This window comes from Modestobacter italicus, from assembly GCF_019799965.1.
GTDB classification, from domain to species: domain Bacteria; phylum Actinomycetota; class Actinomycetes; order Mycobacteriales; family Geodermatophilaceae; genus Modestobacter; species Modestobacter italicus_A.
The window spans coordinates 232,602-258,644 of sequence record NZ_JABGCJ010000001.1; the positions used below are offsets into that span (position 1 = coordinate 232,602).

The 26,043-nt window shown below is 75.8% G+C and carries 22 protein-coding genes; 14 read left to right on the forward strand and 8 right to left on the reverse strand.

What is annotated here, in order from left to right; all coding sequences use genetic code 11:
• Positions 1–196 precede the first annotated feature (196 nt).
• The 3 genes from HLA93_RS01215 to HLA93_RS01225 form a co-directional block, all read right to left on the reverse strand.
• The gene (locus HLA93_RS01215) at positions 197–1,684 is read right to left on the reverse strand and encodes a circularly permuted type 2 ATP-grasp protein (RefSeq protein WP_222192394.1); all 1,488 of its coding nucleotides are present in this window, start codon (positions 1,682–1,684) and stop codon (positions 197–199) included.
• A gap of 7 nt (positions 1,685–1,691) precedes the next feature.
• Complete coding sequence (locus tag HLA93_RS01220) at positions 1,692–3,548, reverse strand: S9 family peptidase (RefSeq protein WP_222192395.1); 1,857 nt, start codon at positions 3,546–3,548, stop codon at positions 1,692–1,694.
• Between the two features lie 102 nt (positions 3,549–3,650).
• Positions 3,651–5,435, reverse strand: coding sequence for an N-acetylglutaminylglutamine amidotransferase (locus HLA93_RS01225; RefSeq protein WP_222192396.1), 1,785 nt, complete (start codon positions 5,433–5,435; stop codon positions 3,651–3,653).
• Positions 5,436–5,738: 303 nt separating this feature from the next.
• Between HLA93_RS01225 and sepH the strand changes: the two genes are divergently transcribed.
• The 4 genes from sepH to HLA93_RS01245 all read left to right on the forward strand — a co-directional run bounded on the left by sepH (position 5,739) and on the right by HLA93_RS01245 (position 11,091).
• Positions 5,739–6,716, forward strand: a complete 978-nt coding sequence (sepH, locus tag HLA93_RS01230) for a septation protein SepH (RefSeq protein ID WP_222192397.1) — start codon at positions 5,739–5,741, stop codon at positions 6,714–6,716.
• A gap of 68 nt (positions 6,717–6,784) precedes the next feature.
• Positions 6,785–8,593, forward strand: coding sequence for an ABC transporter ATP-binding protein (locus HLA93_RS01235; protein WP_222192398.1), 1,809 nt, complete (start codon positions 6,785–6,787; stop codon positions 8,591–8,593).
• Entirely contained in the window at positions 8,590–10,458 is a 1,869-nt protein-coding gene (locus HLA93_RS01240; protein ID WP_222192399.1) for an ABC transporter ATP-binding protein, read from the forward strand. The genes HLA93_RS01235 and HLA93_RS01240 overlap by 4 nt, the downstream gene beginning before the upstream one ends.
• Before the next feature lie 159 nt (positions 10,459–10,617).
• Positions 10,618–11,091, forward strand: coding sequence for a general stress protein (locus HLA93_RS01245; RefSeq protein WP_246625477.1), 474 nt, complete (start codon positions 10,618–10,620; stop codon positions 11,089–11,091).
• Positions 11,092–11,179: 88 nt separating this feature from the next.
• Here the strand turns inward: HLA93_RS01245 and HLA93_RS01250 are convergent, their stop codons facing one another.
• Positions 11,180–11,389, reverse strand: a complete 210-nt coding sequence (locus tag HLA93_RS01250; RefSeq protein WP_222192400.1) for a hypothetical protein — start codon at positions 11,387–11,389, stop codon at positions 11,180–11,182.
• A 53-nt stretch (positions 11,390–11,442) separates the two neighbouring features.
• Positions 11,443–12,252 (reverse strand): TrmH family RNA methyltransferase, encoded by an 810-nt coding sequence (locus HLA93_RS01255; protein WP_308127881.1) that lies wholly within the window; start codon positions 12,250–12,252, stop codon positions 11,443–11,445.
• A gap of 102 nt (positions 12,253–12,354) precedes the next feature.
• On the opposite strand from HLA93_RS01255, the gene HLA93_RS01260 reads away from it, so the two are divergent.
• The 8 genes from HLA93_RS01260 (at position 12,355) to HLA93_RS01295 (ending at position 21,286) form a co-directional block, all read left to right on the forward strand.
• Positions 12,355–13,320, forward strand: a complete 966-nt coding sequence (locus tag HLA93_RS01260) for an NAD(P)/FAD-dependent oxidoreductase (RefSeq protein WP_222192402.1) — start codon at positions 12,355–12,357, stop codon at positions 13,318–13,320.
• A gap of 293 nt (positions 13,321–13,613) precedes the next feature.
• Positions 13,614–14,945 carry a sensor domain-containing diguanylate cyclase gene (locus HLA93_RS01265; protein WP_222192403.1) on the forward strand — a complete coding sequence of 444 codons (1,332 nt, stop codon included), beginning with the start codon at positions 13,614–13,616 and terminating at the stop codon, positions 14,943–14,945.
• A gap of 90 nt (positions 14,946–15,035) precedes the next feature.
• Positions 15,036–15,755, forward strand: coding sequence for an ABC transporter ATP-binding protein (locus HLA93_RS01270; RefSeq protein ID WP_222192404.1), 720 nt, complete (start codon positions 15,036–15,038; stop codon positions 15,753–15,755).
• Positions 15,752–16,519 carry an ABC transporter permease gene (locus HLA93_RS01275; RefSeq protein ID WP_222192405.1) on the forward strand — a complete coding sequence of 256 codons (768 nt, stop codon included), beginning with the start codon at positions 15,752–15,754 and terminating at the stop codon, positions 16,517–16,519. The genes HLA93_RS01270 and HLA93_RS01275 overlap by 4 nt, the downstream gene beginning before the upstream one ends.
• A 65-nt stretch (positions 16,520–16,584) precedes the next feature.
• Positions 16,585–17,154, forward strand: a complete 570-nt coding sequence (locus HLA93_RS01280) for a TetR/AcrR family transcriptional regulator (protein WP_222192406.1) — start codon at positions 16,585–16,587, stop codon at positions 17,152–17,154.
• Positions 17,155–17,166: 12 nt separating this feature from the next.
• Positions 17,167–17,910, forward strand: coding sequence for an ABC transporter ATP-binding protein (locus HLA93_RS01285; RefSeq protein WP_222192407.1), 744 nt, complete (start codon positions 17,167–17,169; stop codon positions 17,908–17,910).
• A complete protein-coding gene (locus HLA93_RS01290; RefSeq protein WP_222192408.1) occupies positions 17,907–18,593 on the forward strand; it encodes an ABC transporter ATP-binding protein in 687 nt (228 codons plus the stop codon). Before HLA93_RS01285 ends, HLA93_RS01290 begins: the two co-directional genes overlap by 4 nt.
• Positions 18,590–21,286: an FtsX-like permease family protein gene (locus HLA93_RS01295; protein ID WP_222192409.1), complete on the forward strand. Its 2,697-nt coding sequence runs from the start codon at positions 18,590–18,592 to the stop codon at positions 21,284–21,286. Before HLA93_RS01290 ends, HLA93_RS01295 begins: the two co-directional genes overlap by 4 nt.
• A gap of 95 nt (positions 21,287–21,381) precedes the next feature.
• Here HLA93_RS01295 and HLA93_RS01300 read toward each other — a convergent pair whose 3' ends face one another.
• The gene (locus HLA93_RS01300) at positions 21,382–22,218 is read right to left on the reverse strand and encodes a thioesterase family protein (protein WP_222192410.1); all 837 of its coding nucleotides are present in this window, start codon (positions 22,216–22,218) and stop codon (positions 21,382–21,384) included.
• A 244-nt stretch (positions 22,219–22,462) separates the two neighbouring features.
• Here HLA93_RS01300 and HLA93_RS01305 point away from each other — a divergent pair, with 244 nt between their 5' ends.
• Together HLA93_RS01305 and HLA93_RS01310 are read left to right on the forward strand one after the other, a co-directional pair.
• Positions 22,463–23,860, forward strand: coding sequence for a hemolysin family protein (locus HLA93_RS01305; RefSeq protein WP_222192411.1), 1,398 nt, complete (start codon positions 22,463–22,465; stop codon positions 23,858–23,860).
• Complete coding sequence (locus HLA93_RS01310; protein WP_222192412.1) at positions 23,857–24,879, forward strand: CNNM domain-containing protein; 1,023 nt, start codon at positions 23,857–23,859, stop codon at positions 24,877–24,879. Before HLA93_RS01305 ends, HLA93_RS01310 begins: the two co-directional genes overlap by 4 nt.
• 22 nt (positions 24,880–24,901) lie before the next feature.
• Here HLA93_RS01310 and thpR read toward each other — a convergent pair whose 3' ends face one another.
• Positions 24,902–25,465, reverse strand: coding sequence for an RNA 2',3'-cyclic phosphodiesterase (gene thpR, locus HLA93_RS21905; protein WP_222192978.1), 564 nt, complete (start codon positions 25,463–25,465; stop codon positions 24,902–24,904).
• Entirely contained in the window at positions 25,462–26,043 is a 582-nt protein-coding gene (locus HLA93_RS21910; protein WP_222192413.1) for a hypothetical protein, read from the reverse strand. The genes thpR and HLA93_RS21910 overlap by 4 nt, the downstream gene beginning before the upstream one ends.

Sequence of the window (26,043 nt, forward strand, 5' to 3'; positions counted from 1 at the left end):
CGACCGACCACTCGCGTCCTACGTCGCCAATCAGTCCTGGGCCTCGTCAACGCGTTCCTAGGATGGGCCGGGACTGGGCTACCTTTAGTTGGTTGGGTCGGCCTTGATGCGCGGCCAGACCGGTTCGAAGAACCCCATCGCCCCCCATGACACGCTGTGCGCGTCGTGGGCCCCGCGGGCGGGCCCCACCAGCCCGTCAGCTGCCCAGGAGCCAGGTGTCCTTGGTGGCGCTGCCCGGGCCGGACCCGACCAGCTGGGCGCCGGCCGCCGGCGCGACCCGGGTCAGCGGCGCGGGCAGCGCCCGGGTGGTGCGCCCGGCGACGGTGAACACCCGCAGGTCCACCCGCCGGGGCACCAGCGACCCGTCCACCACCGTGGGCACGGTGGAGCAGTCCACCGGCTCGGCGGCGACGAACCGGTGCGGGGCGGCGAGCACCTCGGCCTGCAGCTCGGCGAGCTCGGCCGCCGAGCACAGCGGGCCGGAGACCAGCCCCCGGCCGCCGTACCCGTCGACCGGCCGGAGGACCAGCTCGTGCAGCCGGTCGCGCACCTGGGCCAGGTCCCGGTCGTCGGCGAGCACCCAGGTCGGCACCGTTGCCAGTACCGGCTCCTCGCCCAGGTAGAAGCGGATCATCTCCGGCACGCAGCGGTACAGCGCCGGGTCGTCGGCGACGCCGTTGCCCGGGACGTTGACCACCGACAACCGGCCGGCGCGCACCCCCTCGGCGACCAGCACGTCCAACGGGGCGCCCGCCGGGGTGACGTGCGCGGCGAGCTCGGCCTCGTCGAGGTGCCGGTACAGCACGTCCACCGGCAGCCGCTCGCCGTCCACGTGGGCGACGACCCCGCCGTCGAGCCCGGGCCAGAGCTGACCCGGGGTGACCACGGGGACGCCCAGCGCCTCGGCGAGCAGCCGCTGCTCGAACCAGGTGGGCTCCCCCGGCCCGCCGCTGAGCAGGGCGAGCCGCGGGGCGCCGGTGCACTCCCGCGGCGCCGCGTCGGCGAGGGCGGCACGCAGCAGCGGCACCGCCGTCGCCGGGTCGACCAGCCCGTCGGCGTCGGCGGCGGCGTGCAGCCGGGGCAGCGCCGTCCGGCTGCTCTCCCGGTTGCTGAGCGCGTGCCCCAGGCCGGCCGGGGCGCTCAGGTCGTCGCTGACCGCCAGCCAGCCGCCGGGGCCGCGCAGCACCCCCAGTGCGGCCACGGTGACCCGTCGCTGCCCCGGCCCGGCGAGGCCGACGGCGGACGGGCGGTGGCCGGGGCTGGCGCTGATCACCGCCGCGGACACCACCCCGGCCCGCACCACCTCCGGGTGCCGGTCGGGATCGCTGCGGCGCCGTCCGGCCGGCCGGTAGACGTCGGCGAGGAAGGCGTTGAGCGCCCGGGTGCGCTGCTCGGCCCCGGCGGCCAGGTGGGCCCAGTCCCCGGCGGTCAGCACGCGCGGGACCGGGCAGAGCGGGAGGGGCCGCTCCTGCAGCCGGCCGTCCACGTGGTCCCCCACCACCACCCCGCGCAGCCGCCGTTCCCGGGCCACCGCATCGGCGACCGCGGCGATCCCGGCCCCGCCCAGCGTCTCGAGCACCTGCGCGACCGCCCGGTACGCCGGCCGCACCGCGCCGTCCGGGTCGACCGCCTCGTCCCGGACGGTGCCGGGGTAACGGGCGAACACGCCGGGGGCACCGGTCATCGCTGGCTCACAGCCAGCGATCGAACCACTCGGCCACCCGCTCGGACAGGTGCAGCAGGTTGTCCCGTCCCACGATCGTGTGTCCCTCGCCGCGCAGCAGCAGCAGCTCGACCGGCGCGCCGAGCGCGGTCAGCTCCTGGTGTGCCTGCACCGACTCCAGCACCGGCACGTTGGTGTCCCGGTCGCCGTGGGTCAGCAGCACCGGTGAGGTGAGCCGGTCCAGCGCCGTCATCGGCGAGATCGCGGCGAGCATCTCCCGGTCGGTCACCGGGTCGCCGTACTCGGTCACCGAGGCGGCGGCCATCCACGGCTCCGTGCCGGCGAAGAAGGTGCGCAGGTCGCTCATCCCGGCCAGCGTCGCGCCGGCGGCGAACAGGTCCGGCCACCGGGTGAGCGCGACCAGGGTCAGGTAGCCGCCGTAGGACCAGCCGTGCGCCCCGACCTGCCCGGGCAGCGCGATCCCCTCGGCCACCAGGTGGTCGACGGTGGCCACCACGTCGTCGAAGGAGGACTCCCGGGCGGCCAGGTCGTCGGCGGCCATGAAGGCCCGGCCGTGCCCGCCGGACCCGCGCACGTTGGGCGCGAAGACGGTCAGCCCGGCGGCGACCAGCGACTGGGCGACCGGGTTGAAGGCCGGCCGCTCCTGCCCCTCCGGGCCGCCGTGGAAGGTCACCACCGTGCGGTTCGGGCCGTGCACGCCGGGCGGGGTGTACAGCCAGCCGTCCAGCTCCATGCCGTCGGCGGCCGGGTAGCGGAGGCAGACCGGGGTGACCAGCAGGTGCGGGTCCGGTCGCCGCGGGGAGGACGGCAGCGGGACCGCCTCCCCCGTGCCGTCCAGCGGCACCGACCACAGCGAGCGGGGCGCGGTCGGGCCGGTCAGCTCGGCGAGGAGCAGCCCGCCGTCGGCCGACAGTGACCAGCCGGGCATCACCGGCTCGGGCAGCGGGACGGCCCGGACCAGCTCACCGCTGGACAGGTCGCGCAGGTCGAGCTCGGTGACGCCGTCGACGTTCCAGACGCACAGCGCCGTCCCGTCGGTGCGCACGGCGTAGGCGTCCAGGTCGGCGTCCGTCCGGGCGACCAGCACCTGCCCGGCGCCGGGCACCCGGTCCTCGTCGAGGGGCACCCGGACCAGCCCGGTGCGGTCGCTGCGCGGCACCCCGGGCCGGCCCGGGAGGGCGGCACGCAGGTAGACCGCGCTGCCGTCGGGGGCGAACCGGCCGTCCTCCGACGCCGCGCCACCCGGGGCGCTCAGCGGGACGACGCGGCGCTGGACCCCGGAGGCGACGTCCACCAGCACCACGTGCCGGTGGCCGCGCGGGCCACGCCGGGCCAGCACGGTGCGCTCGTCGGCCGACACCGCGGTGACCGCCAGGAACCCGCCACTGGCCAGGGTGCGGCGGGCGCCGCTGACCACGTCGACCAGGACGACGTCGGCGTCCGGCCCGTCGCCGGGGGCGATCGAGCAGACGTAGTGCCCCGGCGCCGTCCAGCCCCCGGCGAACACGGTGGCCCGGGGGTCCTCCCCCGCGACCAGGTGGCGGTCGGTGCCGTCGGGGCGCACCACCCACAGCTGGGCACAGATCGAGCCGCCGGGGCTCACCAGGTAGGCGATCCACTCACCGTCCGGCGACCAGGCGACCGACACGACCTCCTCGTCGATCCCGGAGAGCACGGCCGGCGGGGTCTGCTGGTCGAGCGTGGCCACCTCGAGCCGGGGCAGCCCGGAGCGGTCGCTGACGTAGGCCACCCGGTCCGCGGCCGGCGACAGCGCCGGCACCCAGGCGCCGGCAGCGGCGGCGATCTCCGCGATCGCGAGGCGCACCTCGGTGGACAGACCGGGCGACCGCAGGACATCGGTCATCGCACCTCCTCGTGGACGGCTCAGTTCTCGGCAGGCCGCTGCCAGAGTGCACCAGCGGTGTGTCGAGGAGGTGTCCCGGCCTCCCGGGAGCCGCCCCGCGGATCAGGAGATGTCGTGCCGCTGGAGCCACAGCTCCAGCAGGCCCACCTGCCAGAGCTGGTTGGCCCCCAGGGTGGTGCGGTGCGCGTTGGGCTCGGCCAGCAGCCGGTCGACGTACTCGGGGCGGAACAGGCCGCGCTCGCGGGCCTCCGGGGCGTGCAGCGCAGCGCGCACCGTCTCCAGGTAGTCGCCGTGCAGGTCGATGATCGCCGGCACCGGGAAGTAGCCCTTGGGCCGGTCGATCACGTCGGCCGGGATCACCTTGCGGGCAGCGTCCTTGAGCACGCCCTTGCCCCCGTGCAGCAGCTTGAGCTCCGGCGGGACCGCCGCGGCGAGCTCGGCGAACTCGTGGTCCAGGAACGGCACCCGGGCCTCCAGGCCCCAGGCCATCGTCATGTTGTCCACCCGCTTCACCGGGTCGTCGACCAGCATGATCGTGGAGTCCAGCCGCAGCGCCTTGTCCAGCGCCGTGTCCGCACCGGGCCGGGCGAAGTGCTCGGCGATCAGCGCCCGGCTGACGTCCTCGGAGGTCAGCCAGCGTGCCGACAGCTGCTGGGCGAGCTCGTCGTGGGTGCGGTCGACGAACCCCCGGGAGTAGGCCTCGACGGCCTGGTCGGCCGGGACGCCGTCCAGTGGCGGGTACCAGTCGTAGCCGGCCATCACCTCGTCGGCGCCCTGGCCGCTCTGCACCACCTTCACGTGCTGGCTGACCTGCTGGGAGAGCAGGTAGAAGGCGACGGCGTCGTGGCTGACCTGCGGCTCGGCCATCGCCCCGATGGCGCCGTCCAGGCCGGCGTGCACGTCGGCGCTGGGGATCATCAGCCGGTGGTGGTCGGTGCCGAAGGTCTCGGCGACGACGTCGGAGTAGACGAACTCGTCGCCACTGCGCTCACCCACCGCCTCGAAGCCGATGGAGAACGTGGCCAGCCCGCGCTGCCCCTCCTCGGCCAGCAGTCCGACGACCAGGCTCGAGTCGATGCCCCCGGAGAGCAGCACCCCGACCGGGACGTCGGCGACCATCCGCCGGCGCACCGCGACGCGCAGCGACTCCAGCACCCGCTCCTGCCACTCCTCCGGGCGCAGGCCCGCCAGGTCGGCCCGGCGCTCGTGCACCGGGCGCCAGTACTCCCAGTCCGACTCCCGCCCGTCCGGCTCGTAGGTGCGCACGGTCGCCGGCGGCAGCTTGCCCACCCCGGCCAGGATCGTGCGCGGCGCCGGGACGACGGCGTGGAAGGACATGTAGTGGTGCAGCGCGACCGGGTCGATGCTGGTGTCGACGCCGCCGGCGCGCACCAGGGCGGGCAGCGACGAGGCGAACCGCAACCGGCCCGGGCCGCGGCTGAGGTAGAGCGGCTTGATCCCGAAGCGGTCCCGGCCCATGACCACCCGGCCGGTGTCCCGCTCGACCACCACGAACGCGAACATCCCGAGGAAGCGCTCGACGCAGGCCGCGCCCCAGCGGTGGTAGGCCTTGAGCACCACCTCCGTGTCGGAGGTGGAGAAGAAGCGGTAGCCGGCGCCCTGCAGCTCGGCGCGGAGCTCCTTGTAGTTGTAGATGATCCCGTTGAAGACCATGGTCAGACCGAGCTCGGCGTCGACCATCGGCTGCGCGCCGGCGTCGGTCAGGTCGATGATCTTGAGCCGGCGGTGCCCGAGGGCCACCGGCCCGGCCTGCCACCCGCCGGACCCGTCGGGGCCCCGCCGCTGCAACTGGTCGCACATCGCGGCGACCGCGGCCATGTCGGCCACCCCGCCGTCGAACCGGACCTCACCCGAGATGCCGCACACGAGCGCCCCTCCCCTTTCCTGGTGCGGCGCCGCACTGCGCCGGCCGTCTGTCCCGCCGTCCTCCCCGGGTGTCTGCGGACGACCCGAGGAGGGTCCGGGATCGCCGAGGTGACCATTCTGGTGGCTCCCGCGAGCGGCGGCGACCGGGCCCCCGCGATCGCCGGGGGCCTCCCGGCGGCCCTTGTCGAGGCGACGCGCCGGACCGGGCGTGTCGGCGGGTGCAGCTCACGGCGGCGCGGATAGCGTGGCGCTGGTCCGTCTCCCATCCCGGACCCGCACCGAACCCTGCTGGAGGTCGTCCCCATGCGCTCCTTGCGCCTCGTGGCGCTCTCCGCGGACGGCAAGCGCCTGGTGCTGGCCGCGGACGCGCCCGACCAGACCGACCCCGCTGAGGACGGCGAGCGCTTCGAGCTGCCGGTCGACGACGAGCTGCGGTCCGCCCTCGCCGGGCCGGACCGCGCCCCGGCCCCGCCCGCCCCGGCACCGGACCTGCCGCCACGGGTGATCCAGGCCCGGATCCGCGCCGGGGAGACCCCCGAGCAGGTCGCGGAGTCCTCCGGCACGCGGGTCGAGCGGATCATGCGCTTCGCCCACCCGGTGCTGCAGGAGCGCATCCGGGTCGCCGAGCAGGCCCGCGAGGCGCGCGTCCGGCTGTCCGAGGGCGTCCCCAGCGTCCCGCTGGAGCAGTTCATGTCCGAGCGGCTGCGGCTGCTCGGCGCCGACCTGGACGCGGTCAGCTGGGACGCCCACCGCACCGAGGACGGCACCTGGCAGGTCCGCGCCGACTGGCGGGCGGGCCACAAGTCCGGCACCACGCGGTGGAGCTACGACCTGCCCGCCCGCACCGTCACCCCGGTGGACGCCACGACCATGGACTTCGCCGAGGGCACCCGGCTGGTGCGCGTGGTCCCCGACGTCCCCGCCGGCCTGCCGGCCGCGCCCATCTCCCGGCGCGGGGTCGCCGTGCTCCGGGGCGGCGAGCTGACCGACGCCGACGACCTGGACACCGCCGACCAGCTGCCCGACGGCCAACTGCCCGACGGCCAGCTGCCCGACGACGAGGCGCACGACGTCGTCCCGGCCGACGGCACCCAGCACGACGAGCTCGCCGGCGACCTCGAGCACCCGGCCGCACCGCAGCACGCCGTGCACGACGAGGTCGACCCCGACACCCAGGACACCGTGGTGCTCGGCCGGCTGGGCGAGGGCGAGACCGACGACCCGCGCGCCCGGATCCCGGCCTGGGAGGACATCGTCTTCGGCGTGCGCCGGAACCGCTGAGGGACCGACTCCGCCGCGGGCGTAAATGGTTCGTTGCTGTCGGCACCCAGGCTTAGCCTGAGCGCGCCATGACCGAGACCGTCGCCCCCGCCGCCGACACCCGGGGCCGGCTCTCCGCGCTGGCCCGGCTGCTGCCCTTCGCCCGCCCCTACCGCGGCCTGATCGCGCTGACCTTCACCGGTGCGCTGCTCGCCTCGCTCACCCAGCTCGCCGTCCCGCTGATCGCCCGGGCCGTCGTCGACGGGCCGATCGCCCGGGGCGACCGCGCCGGCCTGGTCCCGCTGCTGGGCCTGGCGCTGCTGTTCGGCGTCGCCGAGGCGGCGCTGTTCTTCCTGCGCCGCTGGGCGATGAACATCAGCAGCCTGCAGATCGAGCGCGACCTGCGCGACACGCTCTACCAGCGGCTGCAACGGCTGCCGGTCGCCTTCCACGACGGCTGGTCCTCGGGTCAGCTGCTGTCCCGCGCGACCTCCGACGTCTCCACCATCCGGCGCTTCGTCGGCTTCGGCGCGGTCTTCCTCGTCGTCAACCTGGTCACCTGCGCGGTCGTCGGCGCGCTGCTGGTGGCCACCTACTGGCCGCTGGGTGTGGCGGTGCTGGTCACCTGCCTGCCGCTGACCTTCTTCGGGCTGCGCCTGGAGAAGCGGTACAACGCCGAGTCCCGGCTGGTGCAGGACGAGCAGGGCGAGCTGGCCACCGACGTGGAGGAGGCGGTCCAGGGCATCCGCGTGGTCAAGTCGCTCGGCCGCAGCGGCCTGGTGTTCGGCCGGTACGACCGCAAGGCGCTGCGCCTGCAGGACCTGCAGCTGCGCAAGGTCCGCACGCTGGCGCTGATCTGGTGCCTGTTCGAGTTCCAGCCGCAGATCACCCTGGCGGTGATCCTGGTGGGGGGCTCGCTGGCGGTGAGCAGCGGCGCCCTCACCGTCGGCGGGCTGGTCGGCTTCGTCGCCCTGTTCACCGTGCTGCTGTGGCCGATCCTCTCCCTGGGCTTCCTGCTCGCCCAGGCACAGGAGACCGCCAGCGCCTGCGACCGGATCGGTGAGCTGCTCGACGCACCGCTCACCGTCACCGACGCCCCGGGCGTGCGACCGGCCGCGGTGGGCAGCCCCGCCCGGCTGCGGTTCGAGCACGTGGCCTTCCGGTTCCCCGGCACCGGTGAGCCGGTGCTCACCGACGTCGACCTGGACGTCGCACCCGGCGAGACCGTCGCCCTGGTCGGCGCCACCGGCTCGGGCAAGACGACGATGACCGCCCTGGTCGCCCGGCTGTACGACGTCACCGGTGGACGGGTCACCCTCGACGGGCACGACGTCCGCGACCTCCCGCTGGACCAGCTGCGCACCGTGGTCGCCTCCGCGTTCGAGGAGGCGACGCTGTTCTCGATGAGCGTGCGGGAGAACGTCACGCTCGGCCGGCCCGGCGCCGGGGACGCCGAGGTGGCCGAGGCGCTCCAGGTGGCCCAGGCCGACTTCGTGCACGACCTGCCCTGGGGGCTGGACACCCGGATCGGCGAGCAGGGCCTGTCGCTGTCCGGCGGCCAGCGACAGCGGCTGGCGCTGGCCCGCGCGGTGCTGGGCCGCCCGTCGGTGCTGGTGCTCGACGACCCGCTGTCGGCCCTGGACGTGCACACCGAGGCCCTCGTCGAGCAGGCGCTGCGCGAGGTGCTCGCGGAGACGACGGCGCTGGTGGTCGCCCACCGGGCCTCCACCGTGCTGCTCGCCGACCGGGTGGCGCTGCTGGAGGACGGCCGGATCACCGCCGTCGGGCGGCACACCGACCTGCTCGCGCAGGTGCCCGCCTACCGGGCACTGCTCTCCTCCGAGTCCGAGCTCGCCGGCCTGACCGACACCGACCTGAGCGAGGTGGGCGCCCGATGACCACCCCGGGCACCGGCGCGGCCGTGACCACCGACGCCGGCGCACCGGCCGACGCGCACGCCGACTGGCGGGGCGTGGCCGGCGAGGACGCCGACGACCTGGACGCCTCGGCCAGCTCGTTCCTGCGCGGCCGGTCGCGACGGCTGCTCGGTGAGCTGCTGCACCCCCACCGCCGGGCACTGTGGCTGCTGCTGGCCGTCATCGTCGTACAGAACCTCGCCTGGCTGGCCGGCCCGCTGCTGATCGGCCTCGGCATCGAGGTCGCCGTCCCGGCCCTGCTGGACGGCGATCCGTGGCCGCTGGTCTGGATCACGGCGGCCATGGTCGCCGCCGCCGTGTTGGACACCGGCCTGCGCTACCGCTTCCTGATCGGCTCGGGGCGGGTCGGCCAGGCGGTGCTGCTCACGCTGCGGCGGCGGGTGTTCACCCACGTCCAGGCGCTGCCGCTGTCCTTCCACGAGCGGTACACCTCGGGCAAGACGATCAGCCGGCTGACCAGCGACGTCGAGGCGCTGGCCGAGCTGTTCGACGAGGGGCTCGACGGGCTGCTCACCGCCCTGTTCAGCGTGGTCTCCATCGGCGTGCTGATGCTGGTGCTCGACCTCCCGCTGGGGCTGGTGGCGCTGCTGGGCCTGCCTGCGCTGTACCTGCTGGGGCGCTGGTTCCAGCGCAGCTCGACGGTCGCCTACCGGCACACCCGGCAGACGATCGCCGCGCTGATCGTGCAGTTCACCGAGACCTTCGGCGGCATCCGCGCGGTGCAGGCCTTCCGCCGGGAGCCCCGCAACGACGCGCTGCACGCCGAGCTCAACGAGGCCAACCGCAGGGCCCACCACCACGCGTTCTGGCTGATCGCGGTGTTCGTGCCCAGCGTGACGATGATCGGCAACCTGGTCACCGTGGCGGTGCTCGGCTACGGCGCACTGCGGGTGATGGACGGCGACCTCGAGGTCGGCTTCCTGCTGTCGTTCCTGGTCTACCTGCGCCGCTTCTTCGACCCGCTGCAGGACATCGCGATGTTCTACAACAGCTACCAGTCGGCCAGCGCCGCGCTGGAGAAGCTCTCCGGTGTGCTGGAGGAGCGCTCCGTCGTGCCGGAGCCGGCCGACCCGCAGCCGCTGCCCTCCCCCGCCGCCGGGGAGGTGGTCTTCGACGACGTGCGCTTCGGCTACGGGGAGTCGACCGTGCTCCCCCAGCTGGACCTGACCATCCCGGCCGGCCAGACCGTCGCCCTGGTCGGTGCCACCGGCGCCGGGAAGTCCACGCTGGCCCGCCTGGCCGCCCGGTTCTACGACCCGGTCGCCGGTCAGGTGCGGCTGGACGGCGTCCCGCTGGACCGGCTCGCCGACGCCGACCTGCGCCGGGCGGTGGTGATGGTGACCCAGGAGAGCTTCCTGTTCTCCGGGTCGATCGCCGACAACATCTCCTTCGGCAAGCCGGACGCGACCCGCGCGGAGATCGAGGCGGCGGCCCGGGCGATCGGCGCAGATGCCTTCATCGGGGCGCTGCCCGAGGGCTACGACACCGCGGTGGCCAAGCGCGGCGGCCGGCTGTCGGCCGGGCAGCGCCAGCTGGTCAGCTTCGCCCGGGCGTTCCTCGCCGACCCGGCGGTGCTGGTGCTCGACGAGGCCACCAGCTCCCTCGACGTGCCCTCCGAGGTGCTCGTCCAGCAGGCCCTGCAGACGCTGCTCGCGGACCGGACGGCGCTGATCATCGCCCACCGGCTCTCCACGGTGGAGATCGCCGACCGGGTGCTGGTGATGGAGGCCGGCCGGGTGGTCGAGGACGGCTCGCCGGCCGAGCTGGTCGGCGGCACCGGCCGGTTCGCCGACCTGCACCGCGCCTGGGCCGACAGCCTGGTGTAGCGAAGAGCCGGCCTGGCACGGTGCCGCCGAGGTCCATCGCGGAACAGGGTGTCCCCGAAGATCGTTTCGGGTAGTGAGCCGGTCGTCGTCCTGGTGGACACCCGTGGCAGCCGGAACGTCCGGCCGCCATCAGCAGGCCGGCTCGGAACGGAGATCGACATGCCAGCTTCTGTGTCCATGCCGCTCGGCGGCGTGCAGGTGGGGTCCTACGACGACTACCAGCAGGCCCAGCGGGCGGTGGACCACCTCTCCGACCAGAAGTTCCCGGTGGAGAACGTGACGATCATCGGCAGCGACCTGCGAATGGTCGAGCGGGTCACCGGCCGGCTCAGCTGGGGCCGGGCGATCGCGGCCGGAGCTGCCAGCGGTGCGTGGTTCGGGCTCTTCGTGGGCCTGCTGCTCGGCATCTTCGCCGCCGACGGCAGCGACTGGTTCGGCTCGGTGTTCACCGGCCTGCTCATCGGGCTGGTGTTCGGTGCCGTCTTCGGCGCCGTGGGGTACGCGGCCTCGCAGGGGAAGCGCGACTTCACCAGCACCAGCAAGGTGGTGGCCAGCCGCTACGACGTGATGTGCGCCCCGCAGTTCGCGGAGCAGGCCAGGGCCGAGCTGGCCCGCCTGTCGCTGCGCGGCTGACGAGGCCCCACTCGACCGAGGCCCGGCCCCGGTCTGCCCCGAGCGGACCAGGGGCGGCCGGCCTCGCGGGACACCGGCCTCCCGGCGGTCAGGGGCCGCTGAAGCCGCCCCCGGTGCGGTGTCCCTGGGCGTCCGAGCCGCGGTAGGCGTCGACGTTGCCGTTCACCGCGCCGCGGGTCACGTTCTGACCGACGTCGCCGGACACGCGGGCGCCGCGGGCCCTGGCCCGGTGGTCGATCAGGGCCGTCCCGGCCAGCAGCACGGCCAGCAGGACCCCGACCACGATCCAGAACGTCATGTCGGGACGGTAGGGCCCGGGGAGCTGCAGCGCCAGCAGCCCGGCCGCCGCGGTCAGCGGAGCGTGGCGAAGGTGATCGCCGCGGCCGCGGCGACCCCGAGCGAGTCGACCCCCGCCCGCATGGGGATCCGGGCCCGCACCCGGGCCGTCTCCTTCGCCGCGGCGGTGAGGCCCGGCCCCTCGGCGCCGAGCAGCACCGCGGTGCGCGGGTGGGCGGCGAGGTCGACGTCCGCCAGGTCGACGGCGTCCGCCGCCGGGGTGAGTGCGACCGTGAGGTACCCGGCGTCGTGCAGCCGGTCGAGCCCGCCCGGCCAGTCGCTGAGCACCGCGATCGGCAGGGACAGCACGTGCCCCATCGACACCCGCACGCACCGCCGGTACAGCGGGTCGGCGCAGGTCGGGTCCAGCAGCAGGCCGTCGACGCCCAGCGCCACCGCCGACCGGGCGATCGACCCGATGTTCTCGTGGTCGTTGAGCCCCTCCAGCACCGCCAGCCGGCGCGGCGCGGCCGGGTCGGGGCCGGCCAGCAGCTCGTCCAGGTCCGGCGGGGGCAGCCGGTCGGCGGAGGCGAGCACGCCCCGGGTCAGCCGGAACCCGATGACGTCGGAGAGCACCCACCGGTCGGCCTCGTAGGCGGGCACGTCGTCGGGCAGCTGCAGGTCGGCCACCCGGCCGGGGATGCCGAAGACGCTGCGCACCGAGTAGCCCGAGGCGAGCAGCCGCTCGACCGCGGGGACACCCTCGACGATCACCGGCCCGGTGCCCCGCTCGGTGCCGGGCCTGCGGTCGCCGGCGACGAGGTCGCGGAAGTCGGCGACCCGCTCGTCGGCGGGGTCGGTGATCTGCACGGGAGGGACGGGCACGCCGACGATCATCCCCGGCGCCGTCCGCCCATCGACCCGCCGGGCGGGTCACCCGACGCGGCCCGGCGGGCACGATCACGTCGCGGACCGCAGGATCGTGCCGTGAGCAGCCCGAGCAGCACGGTCGTCGTCGGCGGCGGCATCGCCGGCATCGCCTGTGCCCGGGCGCTGGCCGACCGGGGCAGCGCGGTGCGGGTGCTCGACCGCGGCCGCCGGCTGGGGGGCCGGATGGGCGGTCGCACCCTGCACGGCCGGCCGGTCGACCTCGGCGCCTCCTACCTGACCGTCGCCGAGGGCTCGCCGTTCGCCCCGGTGGTCGCCGGTTGGGTGGACCGCGGTCTGGCCCGGCCGTGGACCGACACCTTCGCCGTCGCCGGGCCGGACGGGATCGAGCGGACGACGTCCGGCCCGCTGCGGTATGGCACCCCCGGCGGCCTCCGCAGCCTGGTGACCGACCTGGCCGGCGGCCTGGACGTCCAGCTGGAGCGGGCGGTCACCCGGGTGGGCGGCGACGGCGGTCCGACCGTGGACGGCGACCCGGCCGCCGCCGTCGTCCTGGCGGTGCCCGACCCGCAGGCTGCCCGGCTGCTGGACCCGGGCTCGGCGATCGCCGGGCGTCTGCGGCCCGCCGCGTGGCAGCCGACGCTCGCGGTGGCCCTCGGTTTCGCCGGCCGCCGCTGGCCGGCCGACCTGCACGGGGCCTTCGTGCACGACTCCCCCGCGGTGGAGTGGATCGCCGACGACGGCGACCGGCGCGGGGACGGCGCCCCGGTGCTGGTCGCGCACAGCACGCCGGCGCTGGCCGCCGAGCACCTGGACGATCCGGAGCGGGCCGTGCCCGCGGTGGTGGCCGCGGTGCGCGCGGTGCTGGGGCTGGACGGGGAGCCGGAGTGGACGCACGTCCACCGCTGGAGCTTCGCCAAGCCGACCGCACCGCGGGAGGAACCGTTCGCGGTTGCCGACGGCATCGGGCTCTGCGGGGACGGCTGGTCGGCCCCGTCGAAGGTGGAGAGCGCCTGGCGGTCCGGCGACGCCCTGGGCACCGCGCTGGCCGATCGGCCCAGCTGACCGGTCCCGCCGGCCATCGACCCAGCCCGGGCCCCGGAGCCACCTGCCGGACCACCGAGTGGCCCACCCCGGTGGCCGCGACCGGCGTCGCGGCGCCGGTCGCCCCCGTGGAGGGCCGGGTGCTGGCATCGTGGCGACCGTGCCGCTGACGCTGCTGGTGATCGCCGTGCCGGACCCCGCGCGTGGCCGGTGCCACACCGCACCGGCCGGTGGCTGAGCCCGGCTCCCCCTCGCCGGGGGGAGACCCGCTCCCCGGGGCTGCAGTCGACGCACCCGGCTGCCGACCTGACCGCATGGCACCACCGCGGACCACGGGTCGAGGGCACTCCCCTGCCCGCTGGTCGGCGTTCACCCGGCTGGCGGCCGGGATGGCCCTGCTGGGTTTGGCCGTCGGCGCGGTCTTCCCGCTGTTCGCCGAGCTGCTGGGCGTGCCGGCCCGGTACGCCGAGGACCCGGTCTTCCGGGTCGCCTGCCTGGCCGCCGGGCTGGTCCTGGGGGCGGCGAACTGGCTGCTGGCCCGGCACGTGATCGGCAGCCGCCTCCGGCTGCTCGCCGGCCGGCTCTCCGACGTGGCGCACACGGTCGGCGACCCGGTGGCCACCGCGCAGGGCTCGGTTCCCCCGGCGACCGCGCTGGCCCTCCCGGTCGGTTCCGCCGACGACCTGGGCACCACGGCTGCGGCGTTCAACGCCCTGCTCGCCGCCCTGGACCGCGAGCGCCGCTTCCGGTCCGTGGTGCAGGCGACCAACGACGTGCTGGCCCTGCTCACCCCGACCGGCCACATCTCCTTCGTGTCCGACTCCGTCTCCGACGTCCTGGGCTGGTCGCGCGAGGAGCTGCTGGGCCGGCCGGCGCAGGACCTGCTGCACGCCGAGGACGCCGACCTGTTCACCGCCGACGGCGAGCCGGTCACCCGCGACCAGGACCCCTCGCAGGTCTTCCTCGTGCAGGCCCGGCACCGCGACGGCAGCTGGCGGCACCTGGAGATCAGCTCCTCCGACCGGCGCGGCGACCCGGTCATCGGCGGCCTGCTGGTCACCGCGCGGGACGTCACCGAGCGGCTGGAGCTGCAGCGCCGGCTGGCCTTCCAGGCCACGCACGACGAGCTGACCGGTCTGCCGAACCGGGCCGCACTGCTCGCCCAGGGAGCGCAGCTGCTGGCCGGCCGGGCCCGGCTGGCCGTGCTGCTGATGGACCTGGACAGGTTCAAGGAGGTCAACGACACGCTGGGACACGGCTACGGGGACCGCCTGCTGGCCCAGGTCGGGCCGCGGCTGCGGCCGCTGCTGCGGGACGACGACCTGCTGGCCCGGCTCGGTGGCGACGAGTTCGCCGTCCTGCTGCCGGAGGTGACGGCGCAGCAGGCCTGCACCGCGGCCCGTCAGCTGCGCGACGCGCTGCGGGCGCCGTTCCCGGTGGACGGGCTCGCGCTCGAGATCGGCGCCAGCATCGGGGTGGCCGCGACCGGCGGTGACCCGGTGGAGATCGGTGCTCTGCTGCGGCAGGCGGACGTCGCGATGTACGTGGCCAAGGAGCGGCAGAGCGACGTGGAGCTCTACGACCTGGCGACCGACGAGCACGACCGTCGGCGCCGGCTGCTCACCGAGCTGGGCCGCAGCAGCTGACCTCCCCGGGTGGCTTCCCGGGTCTTGTCCCGGCCGCACAACTCATCTAGCGTTGAGTTCATCACTCGTTGAGTTGTTTCGGGAGGGCCCATGACCGCCGCCGTGACCGTCTCCGACCTGGTGGTGCACCGCGGTGCCCGCCGGGTCCTGCACGAGGTGAGCTGCTCCGTGCCACCCGGCCGGGTCACCGGCCTGCTCGGCCCCAGCGGGAGCGGGAAGAGCACCCTGCTGCGCGCCGTGGTGGGCGTGCAGCGCGTGCACTCGGGCACCGTCACCGTGCTGGGCCGCCCGGCCGGCGCCGCCGAGCTGCGCGCCCGGGTCGGCTACGTGACCCAGTCACCCAGCGTCTACCCCGACCTGACCGTGCGGGAGAACGCCCGCTACTTCGCCGCCCTCGCCGGGCGGGACGCCGCCGCGGCCGACGCCGCGCTGGCCGACGTCGGGCTGGGCGCCGCCGCTGGGCAACTGGTGGGCGCCCTCTCCGGCGGGCAGCGCGGGCGGGCCTCGCTGGCCTGCGCCCTGGTCGCCCGACCCGAGCTGCTGGTGCTCGACGAGCCGACCGTCGGGCTGGACCCGCTGCTGCGCGTGGAGCTCTGGGCACACTTCCACGCCCTCGCCGCGGCCGGGACGACGCTGGTCGTGTCCAGCCACGTCATGGACGAGGCCGGCCGCTGCGACCAGTTGCTGTTGCTCCGCGACGGGCGGCTGCTCAGCGACTCCACCCCGGCGCAGCTGCGCGCCCGCACCGGCACCGACGACCTGGAGGAGGCGTTCCTCTCCCTGGTCCGCGCCGAGCAGGTGCCGGCATGACCACCGCGCTCTCCCCGCGACTGACCTCCGCCACCGCCGGGCGGGTGCTCCGGCAGCTGCGGCACGACCACCGCACCGTGGCGATGCTGCTGGTGCTGCCCAGCGCCCTGCTCGGTCTGCTGTACCTGCTGTGGGCCGACGTGCCGACCCCGCGCGGCCAGCCGGACACCTTCGACCGGATCGGGCTGACCATGCTGGGGGTCTTCCCGTTCGTGGTGATGTTCCTGGTCACCAGCATCGCCATGCTGCGGGAACGGACGTCGGGGACGCTGGAACGGCTGCTCACCACGCCGCTGTCCCGGCTGGACCTGCTGCTCGGCTACGGCACCGCCTTCGGGCTGGCCGCGGCGCTGCAGGCGGTGGTCACCGTGACGATCGCGACCACCGCCTACGACCTGGACGTCGCCGGCCCGCTCGCGCTGGTGGTGCTCATCGCCGTGGTGGACGCGGTGCTCGGGGTCGCGCTGGGCCTGCTGGCCAGTGCCTTCGCCCGCAGCGAGTTCCAGGCGGTGCAGTTCATGCCGGTGGTGGTGCTGCCGCAGTTCTTCCTCTGCGGGCTGCTGGTGCCCCGCGACCAGCTGGCCGGGTGGCTGCAGGCGGTCGCCGACGTCCTGCCGCTGACCTACGCGGTCGAGGCGCTGCAGGAGGTCGGCGCCTCACCGGAGGCGACCGGCACCATGTGGGTGGACGTCGGCGTCGTCGCCGGCGCCGCGCTGCTGGCCCTGGGCCTGGCGGCGGCCACCCTGCGGAGGAGGACCAGCTGAGCCAGCCCGCCCGCCGCGCCCGGCCCACCGGACGACGGCCCGGCAACCCGGACACCCGGGACGCGGTGCTCACCGCCGCGCGCGCCGCCTTCGCCGAGCGTGGCTTCGACGGCGCCTCGATCCGGGTGATCGCCACCGCCGCCGGCGTCGACCCCGCCCTGGTGCACCACTACTTCGGCAGCAAGGACAAGCTGTTCCTCGCCGCGATCGAGGCGCCGGCCGACCCGGAGGAGCTGCTGCCCGAGCTGCTCGCCGGCGGGACGGCGGACCTCGGCGCCCGCGTCGTCCGGCTGCTGCTGCACGTCTGGGACGGGCCGGGGCGGTCCGCGGGGCTCGCCCTGGTGCGGTCGGCGGTGACGAACGAGTGGACCGCCCGGCTGCTGCGGGAGTTCCTGGTCTCGCAGGTGCTGCGCCGGGTCGTCGGCACGCTCGGCCTGCCACCGGCCGAGGCGGAGGCACGCGGGTCGCTGGTCGCCTCCCAGCTGATCGGGGTGGTGATGGCCCGCTACGTGCTGCGGGTCGAGCCGCTCGCCTCGGCGACCGCCGACGAGCTGGTCGCGGCCGTCGGGCCCACCGTCCAGCGCTACCTGACCGGGGACGTCGACCTCCCGGGCGTGGTTGCGCCCAACACCTAGGCTCTCGCCTCGATGAGCACCGACGACGGCTTCCACTTCGCGGCCGATCCGCTGGCCGACCCGGTGTTCAGCACGCCCGAGTCACCGCCGGCCGCGGTCTGCCGGGGCGTGCGCAAGACCTACCGGACGGCGACCGAGTCGGTGACCGCGCTGGACGACGTCACGGTGTCCATCCCCCGCGCCCAGGTGACCGTGGTGGTCGGCCCGTCGGGGTCGGGGAAGTCCTCGCTGCTGCGGCTGCTGGCCTGCATCGACTCCCCCGACGACGGGGAGGTGCTCATCGCCGGGCAGCGGGTCGACCGGCTGGGTGCCCGGGCCCGGCGCAAGCTGCGCCAGCGGCAGGTGGCCTACCTGTTCCAGCGACCCGGGGAGAACCTGCTCCCCTACCTGGACGCCGTCGCCCAGATCCGGCTGGCCGCCGCGCTGCGCGGGGCGCCGGCCACCGAGGACGACGCCCTGGCGCTGCTGGGCCGCCTCGGCCTGCGCGAGCGGGCCGACCACCTCCCCGCCCAGCTCTCCGGTGGTGAGCAGCAGCGGCTGGCCGTGGCCTGCGGCGTGGTCGGCGACCCGGCGCTGGTGGTCGCCGACGAGCCGACCGCCGAGCTGGACACCGCCGCCGCCGAACGGGTGCTGGTCGCGATGGAGGACCTCGCCGCCGCCGGCGTCGGCTTCGTCATCTCCTCCCACGACCCGCGGGTGATGGCGATCGCCGACGGGTTCGTGCGACTGGACCACGGCCGGCTGGTCGCCGCATGAGCCCCCGGCTGCAGCCGGCCGGCGGCTTCGCCGCCACCGGCCTGGTCAAGCGGTTCAGCCGCGGCGCGGAGACGGTGACCGCGCTGGCCGGGGTGGACCTGCGGGTGGACGCCGGGGAGTTCGTGGCGCTCGTGGGCCCGTCGGGCTCGGGCAAGAGCACCCTGCTGGCGCTGCTGTGCGGTTGGGAGACCGCCGACGAGGGGCACCTGGACTACCTCGGCCCCCTGGCCGATCGGCCGCCGGTGGAGCTGGGCTGGCGCGAACTGGCTCTGGTGCCGCAGGCGCTCGGGCTGGTCGCCGACCTCAGCCTGGCCGACAACGTGCTGCTGCCCGCCCGGCTGCGCGGCACGACCGCCGACGCGGGACCCCGAGCCCGGGCGCTGCTGGCCGACTTCGGCATCGACCACCTGGCCGACCGCTACCCCCACCAGGCCTCCCTCGGCGAGCAGCAGCGGGCCGCGGTCGCCCGCGCGCTGCTGCTGCGCCCGGCGGTGCTGCTGGCCGACGAGCCCACCGCCCACCAGGACCGTGGCCACGCCGACCGCCTGCTCGACGCCGTCACCGCCGCCGCCCGGGAGGGATCGGCGGTGCTGATCGCCACCCACGACGAGATCGCCTGGGCCCGCGCCGACCGGGTGCTGTCCATGCGCGACGGCGTGCTCACCGACGGGGCCCCGTCGTGAGCCGGCCACAGCTGTGGCGTCTGGCCCCCTGGACCCGGGCGCCGCTGCTCGGCCTGCGCCAGCCGGCCGCCGTCCTCGCCGTGCTGGTGACCTCGGCGATCCTGGCGTGCGCGGTCGCCTCCGCCCCGCTGTTCCTCTCCTCCGCCCGTTCCGCGGCCCTGCAGCAGCAGCTCGCCCAGCGCTGCGACGAGGTCGCCCGCCCGCAGACCGGCGTCAGCTCATCCCTCGTCGACGAGCAGCTCCAGCCGCTGGACGGCGGCGACGGCAGCACCCGCCCGGCGGCCGACGACCAGTTCCTGCAGGCGTGGGCAGATGCCGGGATGGACCCCGAGCCGGTGCTGGCCACGGCGTGGATCGGCTCGTCCGGCCCGTTCCCCTACTCGGCCGCTCCGGTCAGCCGCACCGACGGCTCGCTGCTCTCCACGCCGATCAGCCTGTTCCACCGCCCCGCTGCCCTGGAGCACGTCGAGGTGGTCGAGCGCGGGGACGGGCCGGGGGTGTGGGTCCCGCAGACCCTGGCCGAGCAGGAGGGCCTCGCGGTCGGGGACGTGCTCACCTTCGGGTCCCAGTCCGCTCCAGTCGCCGGGATCCACCGCGACCTCGCCGTGGCGAACGCCGATGACCCGTACTGGTGCGACTACCGGCTGCTGTTCTCCAACGAGACGTCGGCGAACGTGCCGCCGCCCGCCATGCTGCTGACCACCGATGAGCCGACCTTCTACCGGCTGGCGACGGCCGCGGTCGGCTACGCGACCCGGCTGCAGCAGGTACCGGTGGACGCCGCGTCGCTGTCGGTCAGCGACGCGCGCGACCAGTTGGACACCCAGCAGCGCATCGTGGCGGCCAGCGGCCTGCCGCTGCCCTCCCGAGGCTCGCCGGAACCCGTGGTGGCCGTGCCCAACGACCGGCTGCCCGACGTGCTGGACCGGGCCACCCTGATCGAGTCCGGGCTGCGCGGGCCCGTCGTCCCGGTCGCGGTGGCCGGTGCGCTGCTGGCCCTGGTGCTGGTCGCCGCCGCCGGCAGCTTCTGGGCCGACCGGCGGGCCACCGAGGTGCGGCTGCTGGCCGCCCGCGGCGTCGGGCCGGCACCGCTGGCCGGCAAGGCGGCGCTGGAGCTCGCGCTGCCGGCGCTGGCGGGGGCCGCGCTCGGGTGGGCGGCGTCCCGGCTGCTGATCGCCGGGCTGGGCCCCGCCGATGACCTGGACCCCTCGGCCACGACCGCCGCGGCGTGGGCCGGGGTGGCCGCGTTCGTCGTCGGCCTCGGCGCGGCCTCCGCCGTGGCCGGCCTGCGCGCGCGGGGCACTGCGGAGCGGCCGCTGGGCGCGGCACCGCGCTGGCCCGCCCGGGTGCCGTGGGAGCTGGCCCTGCTGCTCGGCGCCGCCTGGTGCTGGCTGCTGCTGCAGACCCGAGACGCCGTGGTCAGCGTGGGCTTCGTGGCCCAGGTCAACGGGCTGCTGGTCGCCTTCCCGCTGCTGGCGATCGCCGGCACCGCGATCGTGCTCGGCAGGCTGGTCACCGCCCTGCTCCCCCGGCTGCGCCGCTGGGCCGGCCGCCGCTCACCCGCCGTCTTCCTCGCCGCCAACCGGCTCACCGCGGCTCGGCTGGCCACCGGCACCCTGCTGGTCGCGGTCACACTGCCGGTCGCCGTCCTGGGCTACACCGCGACGCTCACCGCCAGCTCGCAGACCACCCTGGACGCCAAGGTCGGCGTGCAGATCGGCGCGGCGGCGGCGGCCACCACGGTCACGCGCTTCGAGGTGACCCCGGCCATCGAGGCCGCCGGCACCTACCTCGTCCGCTACGACGGCAGCGCCGAGGCTGCCGATGACGCCGGGCGCACCGACGTCCAGGTGCTGGCCGTGGACCCCGACGACTTCGCCGACACGGCCTTCTGGGACGACTCCTTCGCCGACCGCTCACTCCCGGAGCTGTTGGCCGCGCTGACCGGCCCGGAGGTGGACGGGCGGCTGCCGATCGTCGCCGCCGGGCTGCCGGCCGGCGACCCGAACCTCCGGCTGGGCAGCACCTCGGTGCCGGCCGAGGTGACCGCGACCGCCCGGGTGCTGCCCGGCCGCCGCAGCGATGACCCGGTCGTCCTCGTCGACGCCGGCCGGCTGCCGGAGATCACCCGCAACGCAGGCGCTGCGCCCGCCGCCGAGCTCTGGACGAACGACGACCTCGGCGCCGGCGTCGATGCGCTGGCCGACGCCGGCGCGCAGAACATCCGACTGCTCACGCCCGAGGGGGTTCAGGAGAGCGCGAACTTCCTGGGGATCACCTGGACGTTCGGTTACCTGTCGGCGCTGGCGGTGTTCGTCGGGGTGATCGCCGTCGGCGGGCTGCTGCTGTACCTGGAGGCCCGGTCGCGCACCCGGGTCGCCGGCTACGTCATGGCGCGGCGGCTGGGGCTGACCCGCGCCGCACACCTGCGCTCGCTGCTGGTCGAGCTGATCGGGGTCGCGGTCGCCGGCGTGCTGCTGGGCGGGGTGCTGGCCGCCGGCGCGGTCGCGCTGGTCTACCGCCGGCTGGACGTCGACCAGGTGCGCCCGCCGACCCCGCTGCTGGACGTGCCCTGGCCGGCGCTCGGGCTCAGCGCCGTGGTCGTCGTGGTGGTGGCCGGGCTGGCCGCGCTCTACGCCCAGCGGGCCGCCGACCGCGCCGACCCGGCCACGGTGCTCCGCCAGGAGGCCTGAGGAAGGACCCCGTCCTCCGCACGCCTCGCCAGCTCGGCGCGAGCCTCTGGACGGGGCCACCGCGGGGAACCGGGGCGGCTCGGGAACCGCTGCCGCTACCGGGGGGCGCGGGCGAGCTGGCGGCTCTGCGCGACGAGGCGGCCGGTGGAGTCCCAGATCCGGTAGTCCTCGTCGAGCCAGCCGCCGGCGATCTCGCTCGCCCGCGCCTCGACCAGGCACCAGCCCGGCGCCGGCAGGGCCCGTACCAGCACCTGCAGCTGCACGGTCGGCGCCCAGCCGAACACCCCGAGCGCCCACGGCGTCGGCGGCAGCACGTCGGCGAAGGTGACCAGCGCCAGCGGGTCCGGCTCGCGGTCGTCGGCGAAGCGCACCCAGGCCCGCAGCACCGGCTCCTCCCCCGGCTGCCCGAGCGCCCACCCAGCGGTGTCCGGGTCCAGCCGGGTCTCCACCCGCCGGGTGAGCCCGGGGACCGCCACCGCGGACGGGGCCAGGTGCGCGTTCTCGGCGAGGGAGATGCAGTCGGCCAGCGGGGTGGCGGCCGGCACCGGTGCGGAGAACACCGGCTCGCCGGCGGTCAGGGTCGCCGTCGTCGCCTGGACGCTGACCGCCGGCCCGGTGGCGTCGGAGAGCAGCACCGTCGAGTGGGCCAGCGTCCGACCCGCCGGGCCGGGCGTGACCGTCAGCGACGCCGGGCCGGCCGCGGCCGCGCGCAGGTAGCTGGCCGACAGCGCGACCGGGTGGGGGTGCGGGGACTCCAGGACGGCGGCCCGGGCGACCACGGAGAGCAGGTAGCCACCGTTGAGGACGCCGCCGCCGACGTCCCAGCCCGGGTCGAGGGTGGCGGACAGGCCACCGCCCTCGCTGCGGGTGACGGCGGTGGCGACGTCGAAGGCGGTGTCGGACGCCGGGGTGAGCGGGTCGGTCTGCGGCACGACGGTCAGGGTGCCAGCCCGCTGCCCGGACCGGGCCCGGTGGGCCACCCGCCTCCGGGCCCGGCCGACTCGCACGGGTGATCCGGGCCGGACTGCTGCCGGCGGGGGAACCGCCGGTCGGGCCGGGCCGTTGGCGGAGTCCACGGGGCCGTGAGTCCAGGTCCCCCACCGACCAGAGAGACATGAGCGCAGACCACATAGCCCAGGCCACGCACCGCCGCCCCACCGAGGCGGTGCGTGGCCGGTGACCACGCTCCTCTCCCTCGCCACGGGTGTCCTGGTGGTCCTGCTGATCACCGCGGTCACCGGGTACTTCGTCGCCCAGGAGTTCGCCTACATGGCGGTCGACCGCTCCCGGGTCGGTGCTCGCGCAGCCGCCGGTGACGCGGCCGCGGCCCGGACCCTGGCGATCACCCGCCGCACCTCGTTCATGCTCTCCGGCGCGCAGCTGGGCATCACCGTGACCGGGCTGCTGGTCGGCTACGTGGCCGAGCCGCTGATCGGTGACTCCCTCGGCGAGCTGCTCGGCGGCGCGGGTGTGCCGACCGCGGTGGCCATGGGCGTCGGCGCCGTCCTGGCGCTGCTGTTCTCCACGCTGGTGCAGATGCTCTTCGGCGAGCTGTTCCCCAAGAACCTGGCCATCGCCCGGTCCGAGCCGGTCGCCCGGTGGCTGTCCCGGTCCACGGCGCTGTACCTGGCGCTGTTCGGCTGGCTGATCTGGGTGTTCGACCAGGCGTCGAACCTGCTGCTGCGGCTGTTGCGGATCGAGCCGGTGCACGACGTCGAGCACGCCGCGACCGCCCAGGACCTGGAGCACATCGTCGAGGACTCCCGGGAGAGCGGTGACCTCCCGGTCGAGCTGTCGATGATGCTGGACCGGATCCTGGACTTCCCCCGGCGGGACGTCGAGCACGCGATGGTGCCCCGGTCCCGGGTCGCCACCGTCAGCGAGACCACCACCCTCGGTGAGCTGCGGCAGCTGATGGCGCACGGGCACTCCCGGTACCCGGTGCTCGCCGCCGGCAGCGAGGACGTCGTCGGCGTCGTCCAGCTGGCCGACCTGCTGCGGTCCGGCGAGCCCGACTCGGCGCCGGTCACCGCCATCGCCCGCCCCCCGCTGGTCGTCTCCTCGCTGGCCGCACTGCCCGACGCGTTGCGCCAGCTCGAGCAGGCCGGTCAGCAACTGGCCTGCGTGATCGACGAGTACGGCGGCTTCGCCGGCGTGCTCACCCTGGAGGACCTCGCCGAGGAGCTGGTCGGGGAGATCACCGATGAGCACGACCCCGCCGACCCGGCGTACGAGCCGGTGGCCGACGACGGTGTCTGGGAGATGGCCGGCGACGTGCACGTCGACGAGGTCGAGCGGTCCCTGTCCATCGACCTGCCCCGCGGCGACCACGAGACCGTCGCGGGCCTGGTGATCGCCGTCCACGGCGACCTGCCCGACGTCGGCACCGTCCTCGACGTGGAGCTGCCGGCCGACCCGGCCGACCTGGTCCACGACGCGGCGCCCGCCCCGCGGCTGCTGCGGGTCACCGTCCTCGCCGTCGACCGGCACGTCCCGTCCCGGTTGCGGCTGGAGCTCCCGGACACCGACCGGACCACGGCCACCGACCGCACCGACGAGGAGGTCTCCCGATGACCGACGACCCGATCGTCGTCCTGGCCGCGACCGTCCTCATCGTCGGGCTCAGTGCGTTCTTCGTGGCCGTGGAGTTCGCGCTCATGGCGGCCAAGCGCCACCGGCTGGAGGACGCGGCGGCGAGCAGCCGTTCGGCCCGGGCCGCGCTGCGCAGCTCCTCGGAGCTGACGCTGCTGCTGGCCGGCTCGCAGCTGGGCATCACCGTCTGCACGCTCGCCCTGGGTGCGGTCACCAAGCCGGCGGTGCACCACTGGCTCACCCCGCTCTTCGAGGGCTGGGGGCTGCCCGCGGTCGCCGCCGACGTGGTGGGCTTCGTCCTGGCGCTGGTGGTCGTGACCTTCGTGCACCTGGTGGTCGGGGAGATGGCGCCCAAGTCCTGGGCCATCGCGCACCCCGAGCGGTCCGCCACCCTGCTCGCGCTGCCGATGCGGGGCTTCCTGGTCCTCACCCGGCCGCTGCTGCGCGCCCTCAACGCCGCCGCGAACGCCCTGGTGCGCCGGGTCGGGGTCGAGCCGGCCGACCAGGTGGCCGTCGGGTCGACCCCGGAGGCCCTGCGGCACCTGGTCGAGCACTCGGCGAACGTGGGCGCGCTGGACGCCGGCTACTCCGCGCAGATCGCCGGCGTGCTGGAGCTGGAGCAGCTGACCGTCCGCGAGCTGCTCACCCCGGGCAGGCAGCTGACCGGCGTGCCGGCGGCGGCGACGGTCGACCAGGTGCGCGCAGCCACCCGCGACTCCGGCCACCTCCGGGTGCTGCTGGGGGTCGGTGGGAGTGAGCGGCCGACTGCGGTGGTGCACGTCCGGGACACCCTGACCGCCCCGGGGGACGCCGCTGCAGCGGGCTTCGCCCGGCCGCTGTTCGCGCTGCCCGCCGACACGACGGTGCACGCCGCGCTGGCGGCCATGCGGGAGACCCGCAACCACCTCGCCGTGCTCACCGACGGCGACGAGGTGCTGGGGGTCGTCACCCTGTCCGACGTGCTGCGCCGGCTGTTCCCGCGGGACGCGGTCGCCGTCTGAGCCGGGCGGGACCCCGAGCAGGTCAGCCGACCGGCCAGGCGGCGACCCGCTCGTACCGTGGCTCGGGGCCGAGGTGGCTGCGCCACAGCACCACCTCGGCCACCGGCCACGCCGGGCCGCGGTACCCGGCCAGCCGCTCGGGCAGGTCGCCGTCGGCCGGCCGGCCGGGTCGCCACCGGCCCAGGGTGAGGTGCGCCCGGAACGGCCGGTCCTCCACCGGCAGCCCCAGCCCGCGCGCGGCCGCGGCCAGCCGCCCGGCCAGCGCGGTCAGCTCCTCGACGTCGCCGGCCAGCCCGGCCCAGCAGACCGCCGGACGACGACGGGAGCCGAACCGGCCGGCCCCGGCCAGCTGCAGGGACATCGCCGGGGACGCGGCCACCGCGGGGCGCACCGCGGTGGTCAGCGGGGCGAGCCGGGCGCTGGGCACCTCGCCGAGGAAGAGCAGGGTCAGGTGCCACCGCGCGGACGGCGTCCACCGCGGGGCGCCGGGGGCCGAGCGCAGCGGCGCCAGGGCCCGTTCGAGGTCGGTGACCGCCGCCGCAGGTGGGTCGACGGCGAGGAAGAGCCGGCCGGCCGACCCGCTCAGCCGGTCACCAGCCCGGCGGCCTCCAGTTCGCCGAGCAGCCGCAACCGCTCGAACTCCCGGGCCGTCTCGGGGGTGTCCATCAGCCGGTGCGGCACCTGCAGCAGGTCGGCCGCCTCGACCAGCACGTCGTCGTAGGCGGCCAGCAGTCCGCGCCGGCGGGCCATCGGCATGCCACCGGGCACGGTGGTCAGCTCCCGGGTGAGCCGCCGCAGGTCGGCGGCGACGAGCTGGAGCGGACGACGGACGGGAGGTGACACCGCCCGCTGCTGGCCGGTCCCGGGCGCGCGGCGCCCGGCGGGGTGGTGCCCGGCGGCCGGCCGGCGGCGCGGCGGAGCGATGCCCGGGCCGGGCGGCGTGGCCTCCATGAACCGGGTCGCCGGGGCGGCCGGTGGCCGCGGCGGCTGGTCGGCCTGCTCGCGGGCCCGCCGCTGGGCGGCCACGTCGTGCTGGCGCTGCCCGGTGAAGACGCGCAGCAGCCAGACGAGCACGGCGACCCCTGCGGCGACCATGGCGATGATCACGGCGAGGTGCAGCGAGCTCGTGCTGAGGTCTGCGGCGACCGACCCTGCGGAGGGCAC

Excerpts from the sequence above, each read along its gene's own strand:
- HLA93_RS01215 (WP_222192394.1), bottom strand. The coding sequence starts at position 1,684 with ATGACCGGTGCCCCCGGCGTGTTCGCCCGTTACCCCGGCACCGTCCGG.
- HLA93_RS01220 (WP_222192395.1), bottom strand. The coding sequence starts at position 3,548 with ATGACCGATGTCCTGCGGTCGCCCGGTCTGTCCACCGAGGTGCGCCTC.
- sepH (WP_222192397.1), top strand. The coding sequence starts at position 5,739 with ATGCGCTCCTTGCGCCTCGTGGCGCTCTCCGCGGACGGCAAGCGCCTG.
- HLA93_RS01235 (WP_222192398.1), top strand. The coding sequence starts at position 6,785 with ATGACCGAGACCGTCGCCCCCGCCGCCGACACCCGGGGCCGGCTCTCC.
- HLA93_RS01240 (WP_222192399.1), top strand. The coding sequence starts at position 8,590 with ATGACCACCCCGGGCACCGGCGCGGCCGTGACCACCGACGCCGGCGCA.
- HLA93_RS01245 (WP_246625477.1), top strand. The coding sequence starts at position 10,618 with ATGCCAGCTTCTGTGTCCATGCCGCTCGGCGGCGTGCAGGTGGGGTCC.
- HLA93_RS01250 (WP_222192400.1), bottom strand. The coding sequence starts at position 11,389 with ATGACGTTCTGGATCGTGGTCGGGGTCCTGCTGGCCGTGCTGCTGGCC.
- HLA93_RS01265 (WP_222192403.1), top strand. The coding sequence starts at position 13,614 with ATGGCACCACCGCGGACCACGGGTCGAGGGCACTCCCCTGCCCGCTGG.
- HLA93_RS01270 (WP_222192404.1), top strand. The coding sequence starts at position 15,036 with ATGACCGCCGCCGTGACCGTCTCCGACCTGGTGGTGCACCGCGGTGCC.
- HLA93_RS01275 (WP_222192405.1), top strand. The coding sequence starts at position 15,752 with ATGACCACCGCGCTCTCCCCGCGACTGACCTCCGCCACCGCCGGGCGG.
- HLA93_RS01285 (WP_222192407.1), top strand. The coding sequence starts at position 17,167 with ATGAGCACCGACGACGGCTTCCACTTCGCGGCCGATCCGCTGGCCGAC.
- HLA93_RS01290 (WP_222192408.1), top strand. The coding sequence starts at position 17,907 with ATGAGCCCCCGGCTGCAGCCGGCCGGCGGCTTCGCCGCCACCGGCCTG.
- HLA93_RS01310 (WP_222192412.1), top strand. The coding sequence starts at position 23,857 with ATGACCGACGACCCGATCGTCGTCCTGGCCGCGACCGTCCTCATCGTC.